Annotated in this window: 7 protein-coding genes; 2 read left to right on the forward strand and 5 right to left on the reverse strand. The window is 65.4% G+C overall.

Annotated features, from left to right (window positions below):
- Nucleotides 1-26 precede the first annotated feature (26 nt).
- On the forward strand, nt 27-191 hold the full coding sequence (locus R5H30_RS17520; protein ID WP_318329872.1) for a YdcH family protein: 165 nt from the start codon (nt 27-29) through the stop codon (nt 189-191).
- Here R5H30_RS17520 and yddG read toward each other — a convergent pair.
- From yddG to R5H30_RS17545, 5 genes are all read right to left on the reverse strand, one after another.
- Nucleotides 188-1,057 (reverse strand): aromatic amino acid exporter YddG, encoded by an 870-nt coding sequence (yddG, locus tag R5H30_RS17525; RefSeq protein ID WP_318329873.1) that lies wholly within the window; start codon nt 1,055-1,057, stop codon nt 188-190. The genes R5H30_RS17520 and yddG overlap by 4 nt on opposite strands.
- A complete protein-coding gene (locus tag R5H30_RS17530) occupies nt 1,054-2,001 on the reverse strand; it encodes a transcriptional regulator GcvA (RefSeq protein ID WP_318329874.1) in 948 nt (315 codons plus the stop codon). The genes yddG and R5H30_RS17530 overlap by 4 nt, the downstream gene beginning before the upstream one ends.
- A gap of 294 nt (nt 2,002-2,295) precedes the next feature.
- On the reverse strand, nt 2,296-3,018 hold the full coding sequence (gene phbB / locus R5H30_RS17535; protein ID WP_318329875.1) for an acetoacetyl-CoA reductase: 723 nt from the start codon (nt 3,016-3,018) through the stop codon (nt 2,296-2,298).
- 81 nt (nt 3,019-3,099) lie between these two features.
- Complete coding sequence (locus tag R5H30_RS17540; RefSeq protein ID WP_318329876.1) at nt 3,100-4,275, reverse strand: acetyl-CoA C-acetyltransferase; 1,176 nt, start codon at nt 4,273-4,275, stop codon at nt 3,100-3,102.
- Nucleotides 4,276-4,456: 181 nt separating this feature from the next.
- Nucleotides 4,457-5,299, reverse strand: coding sequence for an EAL domain-containing protein (locus tag R5H30_RS17545; RefSeq protein WP_318329877.1), 843 nt, complete (start codon nt 5,297-5,299; stop codon nt 4,457-4,459).
- A gap of 282 nt (nt 5,300-5,581) precedes the next feature.
- Here R5H30_RS17545 and rpsD point away from each other — a divergent pair, with 282 nt between their 5' ends.
- Nucleotides 5,582-6,202 carry a 30S ribosomal protein S4 gene (rpsD, locus tag R5H30_RS17550; RefSeq protein WP_318329878.1) on the forward strand — a complete coding sequence of 207 codons (621 nt, stop codon included), beginning with the start codon at nt 5,582-5,584 and terminating at the stop codon, nt 6,200-6,202.
- The last annotated feature ends 51 nt before the right edge of the window (nt 6,203-6,253 follow it).

A 6,253-nucleotide genomic window follows, 5' to 3' on the forward strand; every position in this document is an offset into this window, starting at 1 on the left:
ACAAAGCTTCAAAAAAGGAGGAATGAATGAACGTTTCTGCGCATCTGGACCAGCTGAAGAGAAAGCATCAGACCCTCAGCGACGCCGTGGAAGAAGCTCAACGTTCCCCGGGGACCGACGATCTCGCGATTGCGGACCTCAAGAAGCAGAAATTGCGTGTAAAAGAGGAAATCGTCCGGCTGTCGAGTTAGGACGGACGTTTCAGGCTCGCGCGCGCCGCGATCACCGCTCCGCCGGTAATCAGCAGGGCCGAAATGGCGAGCGACGGGCTCGGGGCCGCGACGCCGGCTCCGACCAAAACCAGGGTGGACAGTAGGGGCGCGGCATAGGAGGCCGTTCCGAGAAGCTGGATGTCGCCCCGTTTGACCCCGATATCCCAGACGAAAAAAGCGAGGCCGACCGGGCCCAGCCCCAGCAGCGCGAGGCTCATCCAGCCCTGTGCGCCGACGGGCCAGACCGTCTCCTCGAACAAGAGATGCAGCGGCAGCGACAGGCAGGCAGCGGCCAGGCAAAAGACCGCCACCGTGGCCGTGGGCGCGTCGCCCGCGCGGCGTGACAGCACCGAATAGCTCGACCAGGTAAGTGCGCAGAGAAAGGCGATGCCGTAACCCGCGGCGTATTGCGGTTGGAAGCCTGTGCTGCCGCCCGAGATGATCAGGGCGGCCCCGGCGAAACCGGTCGCCGCGCCGGCCAGATGCCCGCCCCGGACCCGTTCGCCGGGCAAAAGGCCTGAAAATACCACGATCAGCAGCGGCCAGAGGTAGGCGATCAGCCCGGCCTCGGCGGCGGGCGCAAGGCGCAGCGCCGAAAAATAGAGCGCGTGATACCCGAAAAGCCCCGCCGTGCCCATCAGGTAGACCGTCCACGGAACGCTGCGCAGCTTACCAAGGGATCCGGTGGCCGCTGTCCACACCAGCCCGCAGACCCCGCCGATGAGAAAACAGACGGTGTTAAGCAGAAAGGGCGGGGTGGGTTCGGTGCCCACGGTAAAGAGCGCCAGCAGCGCCCAGAGCAGCACGGCGACAAACCCGATGGCGGTCGCCTGCATGCGGGTCATGCGACCAGCTCCGCGGCGGGCACCTTGCGCAGCGCGGCCGAAACCTGCGTGGTTTTCTCGATCTCGGCGAGGATCCAGTCGCGGAATGCGGCAACCTGCGGGCGGGTCTCGCAGCCTTCCGGGCAGAGAAACCGGAAATGCGCATCGGTCGTCACGGCGACACCGAAGGGCGCCACGAGCCGACCCTCGGCGATTTCCTTGACGACAAGCGCGCGGCGGCCCAGCACCACGCCGACGCCAGCAAGAGCCGCGTCCACGGCGTGATCGGCCTGGGAAAAGCGCGGCCCGTGGACAGGTTCGAAGCTGTCGCCCATGGCGCGGAACCATGCGCGCCAGTCGCAGGGCGGGTCGAGAAAGGCGATCGAATCGTCGAAGATCAGCGGCGCTCGCTTCAGACTGTCGAGGTCCGGATAGCGCTGGGCCATTTCCGGCGTCATCACCGGCGTCACCCATTCTTTGGCCAGCGCCAGCGAATAAAGCCCGGCATCCTCGGTCTCGTAGCCAAAGCGGATCGCCACGTCGACGGCGTCGCGCGCGAAGTCCATGATCCGGAGCGAGGCCGAAAAACGCAGTTCGACCTCGGGATGGGCCTGCGCGAACTCGTAGAGCCGTGGGGCCAGCCATTTCGCGGTAAACGCCGGTCCGGCGGTCACCGTCAGGGTCTGTGTGTCCAGCATGCGGCGCGTCTGCCGCCACGCGGCGCTCAGGGTGTGAAACCCTTCCGACGCACCGGGGGCCAGTGTCCGGCCGGCCTCGGTGAGATCCACCGCGCGGTTCAGGCGCACGAAAAGCGGCGTGCCAAGATGCTCTTCGAGAGACTTGATCTGGAAGCTCAGTGCCGCCGGCGTGACATGCAGTTCTTCCGCCGCCTTGGCGAACGACATGTGCCGTGCCGCGGCCTCGAAGGCTCGCAGGGCAGTGAGTGGGGGCAGGCGGTCGGACATGATTCAGTCAAGTATTACTTAACCGTGGTGCTGACAAGTCTCGTTTGTCAAGCCGGTTCGGCGACGCCATGTTTAGATCAGTTAAATGAAATTAACCTAGCCCTTTCGGAGATACAAGATGACCGAAGCCACCACCCGCCCCCAGACACGCAACGCGATGATCCGTGCCCATGAGGAACGCGCCGAGGCGATGCGCCAGGCTTGGCACTGGCTGCGCGGACGCCTCGCACACTGAAGAGGCCGCGAAAAAGGCCGGCCGTGGCGGCCGGCCTGATGGTTTCGGTACAGGTCGCGTCAGACGAAGAATTGCGCACCGTTGGCCGAGATGGTCGAGCCGTTGATGAACCCTGAGTCGTCCGAAGCGAGGAACGTCACGCAGCGCGCGATTTCCTCTGGCTCTCCGAGCCGACCGGCCGGGATCTGGGCGATAATGCTCTCGCGCACTTTCTCGGGCACCGCCATCACCATGTCGGTGGCGATGTAGCCCGGGCAGACGGCGTTGGCTGTGATGCCGGCGCGCGCGCCTTCCTGGGCCAACGACTTGACGATGCCGAGATCGCCCGCCTTGGTCGCGGCGTAGTTCACCTGCGCGAACTGGCCTTTCTGGCCATTGATCGAGGAAATCACCACGATGCGGCCGAACTTGCGCTCGCGCATGCCGGGCCAGACCGGGTGGATCGTGTTGAAGACACCGGTGAGATTGGTGTCGATGACCTCTTTCCATTGCTCCGGCGTCATCTTGTGGAACGGGGCGTCGCGCGTGATGCCGGCGTTGGCCACCACGATCTCGATCGGGCCGAGATCGGCCTCGACACTTTCGATGCCGGCCTTGCTTGCCTCGTAATCCGCGGCGTTCCACTTGTAGGTCTTGATGCCGGTCTCGTCGGTGAACTTCGCGGCGGCCTCGTCGTTGCCGGCATAGGTGGCGGCGACGATGTGGCCGGCCTCCTTGAGAGCCTTCGAGATCGCGGCGCCGATGCCTCGGCTGCCTCCTGTGACCAGTGCGACGCGGGACATGTATTCTCCTCCCCAGTAATTCGGTAATGTCGTTGCCCTTGCAGGGCGGGGCGCGCAATTATATTGCGCGCCCGATCAGGTTTAGGGGCGCTCGACGCACATTGCAACACCCATGCCGCCGCCGATGCACAGCGTGGCGAGGCCCTTCTTGGCGTCGCGGCGCTTCATCTCGAACAGCAGCGTGTTGAGGATGCGCGCGCCCGAAGCGCCGATCGGGTGGCCGATGGCGATGGCGCCGCCATTCACGTTCACGATGGACGGATCCCAGCCCATGTCCTTGTTGACCGCACAGGCCTGTGCGGCGAAGGCTTCGTTGGCTTCCACGAGGTCGAGATCCTCGGGCTTCCAGCCGGCTTTTTCCAGCGCCTTGCGGCTCGCGTAGATCGGACCCGCGCCCATGATCGAGGGGTCGAGGCCCACGGTGGCGTAGCTTGCGATGCGCGCCAGCGGCTCGATGCCGCGCTTTTCGGCCTCGTCGGCGCTCATCAGCAGGGCAGCGGCGGCACCATCATTCAGGCCCGAGGCGTTGCCGGCGGTCACGGAGCCTTCCTTGGTAAAGGCCGGGCGCAGCTTCTGCATTGCCTCGATTGTGGCGCCGTGGCGGATGTACTCGTCCTTTTCGACAACCGTGTCGCCCTTGCGGCCTTTCACGGTGAAAGCAACGATCTCGTCCTGGAACTTGCCGGCGTTCTGGGCTGCTTCGGCCTTGTTTTGCGAGGCCAGCGCGAATTCGTCCTGCTGGTCGCGGCCGATCTGCCATTTCTCGGCGACGTTCTCGGCGGTCTGGCCCATGTGGTAGCCGTTGAAGGCGTCCCAGAGCCCGTCCTTGATCATCGTGTCGATGTATTTCATGTCGCCCATCTTGTGACCGGCGCGCAGGTTCGCGGCGTGAGGCGAGAGCGTCATGTTCTCCTGTCCGCCGGCCGCGACGATTTCGGCGTCGCCGAGCTGGATGTGCTGGGCGGCGAGCGCCACCGCGCGCAGCCCTGAGCCGCAGACCTGATTGATCGACCAGGCGGCGCTTTGCTGTGGAAGACCGGCGTTAATATGTGCCTGGCGCGCCGGGTTCTGACCCTGGGCGGCGGTCAGCACCTGCCCGAGGATCGTCTCAGAGACGTCGGCCTTGTCGACGCCGGCGCGGCGGACAACCTCTTCGAGCACGGCGGCCCCGAGATCGTGCGCGGGCGTGGTGGCGAAGGAACCGCCGAAGCTGCCGACGGCAGTGCGGGCGGCGGATGCAATAACGACGTTGGTCATGATCTGGATTGTCCTCTACCGGTGCTGGCCGAGGCATTTCCGCGCGTCACGTCACCGCGAGGCGCGGCGTCCCCGCCCTCTGATCGAGCGTGGTCTTAGCGCATTTGCTGCAGAGCGGCAACCGACTGCGCCGCCCCGCCGCAACTCTGCCTGATCGGCTGGGAAGGCCGGGAGAGCGACGTCAGGCAAGCACGTCGGGATCACCGGCCCCCGCCCAGGGCGGGCGGGTATCGGCAGCCGCGAAAAGATGTCCCTGCAGGCAGTCGATGCCCATCTCCGCGAGCACCGCCGCATCGTCTTCGGTTTCCACGAACTCCGCGACCGTGACCATTTCGAAATGGCGCGCCATGGCGACGATCGCCTGAACGATGCCCATGTTGTCGCGATCCGTCGCGATGCCCCGGATGAACTGACCGTCGATCTTGAGGAAGTCGAAGGAAAAGGCCCTGAGATGGCGCAGGCTGGTGTGGCCAGCGCCGAAATCGTCGAGCGCGAAACAGATCCCGTCGCGCTGCCGGTCGCGCATGAAGGCGCAGATCTCGTCGGGTGCGCGCATCGCAGAGCTTTCGGTGATTTCGAGCACGAGGCGCTCTCCGACCGTCGGGTCGAGCGCGAGCCAGCGATCCAGCGTGTCGCGCCAGCCGGCGTGGTCGACCGATCGTGCGGAGACGTTGACGGCAAGGCGCAGGCCGGGCACGGCGTGCAGCGCGCGCATGCCGTGCTCGAGCGCGGCGCAGTCGATGTCGCGGCCGAGCGCCGTGGTTTCGACGACCGGCATGAAGCGACCGGCAGGCAGCAGGTTGCCGGCTGCGTCACGCACCCGGATCAGCCCTTCGTGCAGGGCGACCCGGGCGGTGTCGCGGGCCTGCATGATCGGCTGGTAGGCCAGAAGCGTGCGCTTGGCGACCAGCGCTGCGCGCACCGTGTCCAGAATCGCAAGGTCGTCGGTCGAAAGCGAAAAGCCGCTTGCCGGGGGGGTCGCCTGCGTCGTGGTCTGAAGCGGTCGTGCGGTGATCCGTGTCATGTGCGCGTCCTCGATTGCCTGGGATGCAGAGTGACTCGATCCGCTTAAAACGGCGTAAATTTTCGCTATTTGTTCCGGTTCCGTCCTGCACGTCCGCGGGACGGAACGTCACGGCGGGGGAGCAGGCGATTGACACCGGCGGTTTGCGGCGTATAAGCGCGGCTTCATTGGTGTTGGTGGCTCCCGCGAGGGATTGCCTGTCGGGCCGGGTCGATGACCCAAGCGCCAGAGGACAACGCCCTTCACCGCGCAACCTGCGCACCACGACGAAGGAGATCAGAGGTGACCAAACGCACCACTGCCAAATACAAGATCGACCGCCGGATGGGCGAGAACATCTGGGGCCGTCCGAAATCCCCGGTCAACCGCCGCGAGTACGGTCCCGGCCAGCACGGCCAGCGCCGCAAGGGCAAGCTGAGCGACTTCGGCATCCAGCTGCGCGCCAAGCAGAAACTCAAGGGCTATTACGGCGACCTGACCGAAAAGCAGTTCCGCCGCATCTACGCCGAGGCCGAGCGCGTCAAGGGCGACACCGGTGAGAACCTCATCGGCCTGCTCGAGCGCCGTCTCGACGCCGTGGTCTACCGCGCCAAGTTCGTGCCGACGGTTTTCGCCGCGCGCCAGTTCGTGAACCATGGCCATGTCAAGGTGAACGGCAAGCGGGTCAACATCCCGTCCTACCGTGTCAAGGAAGGCGACGTGATCGAGGTGCGCGACAAGTCCAAGCAGATGGCCGTGCTGCTCGAGGCCACGCAGCTGCCCGAGCGCGACGTTCCGGACTACATTGAGGCGGATCACTTGAAGATGTCCGCGACCTTCGTGCGCACGCCGCACCTGGGGGATGTGCCTTACCCGGTGATGATGGAACCGAACCTCGTCGTCGAATTCTACGCGAAGAACTGATCTTCGCATCACGACCCTCCAAGGAGGCCGCCCCGGGACACCGGGGCGGCC

The sequence above is a fragment of the Roseobacter sp. FCG-D35 genome (assembly GCF_033436665.1).
GTDB lineage: Bacteria > Pseudomonadota > Alphaproteobacteria > Rhodobacterales > Rhodobacteraceae > JAWQFO01.

Excerpts from the sequence above, each read along its gene's own strand:
- yddG (WP_318329873.1), bottom strand. The coding sequence starts at position 1,057 with ATGACCCGCATGCAGGCGACCGCCATCGGGTTTGTCGCCGTGCTGCTC.
- R5H30_RS17545 (WP_318329877.1), bottom strand. The coding sequence starts at position 5,299 with ATGACACGGATCACCGCACGACCGCTTCAGACCACGACGCAGGCGACC.
- phbB (WP_318329875.1), bottom strand. The coding sequence starts at position 3,018 with ATGTCCCGCGTCGCACTGGTCACAGGAGGCAGCCGAGGCATCGGCGCC.
- R5H30_RS17540 (WP_318329876.1), bottom strand. The coding sequence starts at position 4,275 with ATGACCAACGTCGTTATTGCATCCGCCGCCCGCACTGCCGTCGGCAGC.
- R5H30_RS17530 (WP_318329874.1), bottom strand. The coding sequence starts at position 2,001 with ATGTCCGACCGCCTGCCCCCACTCACTGCCCTGCGAGCCTTCGAGGCC.
- R5H30_RS17520 (WP_318329872.1), top strand. The coding sequence starts at position 27 with ATGAACGTTTCTGCGCATCTGGACCAGCTGAAGAGAAAGCATCAGACC.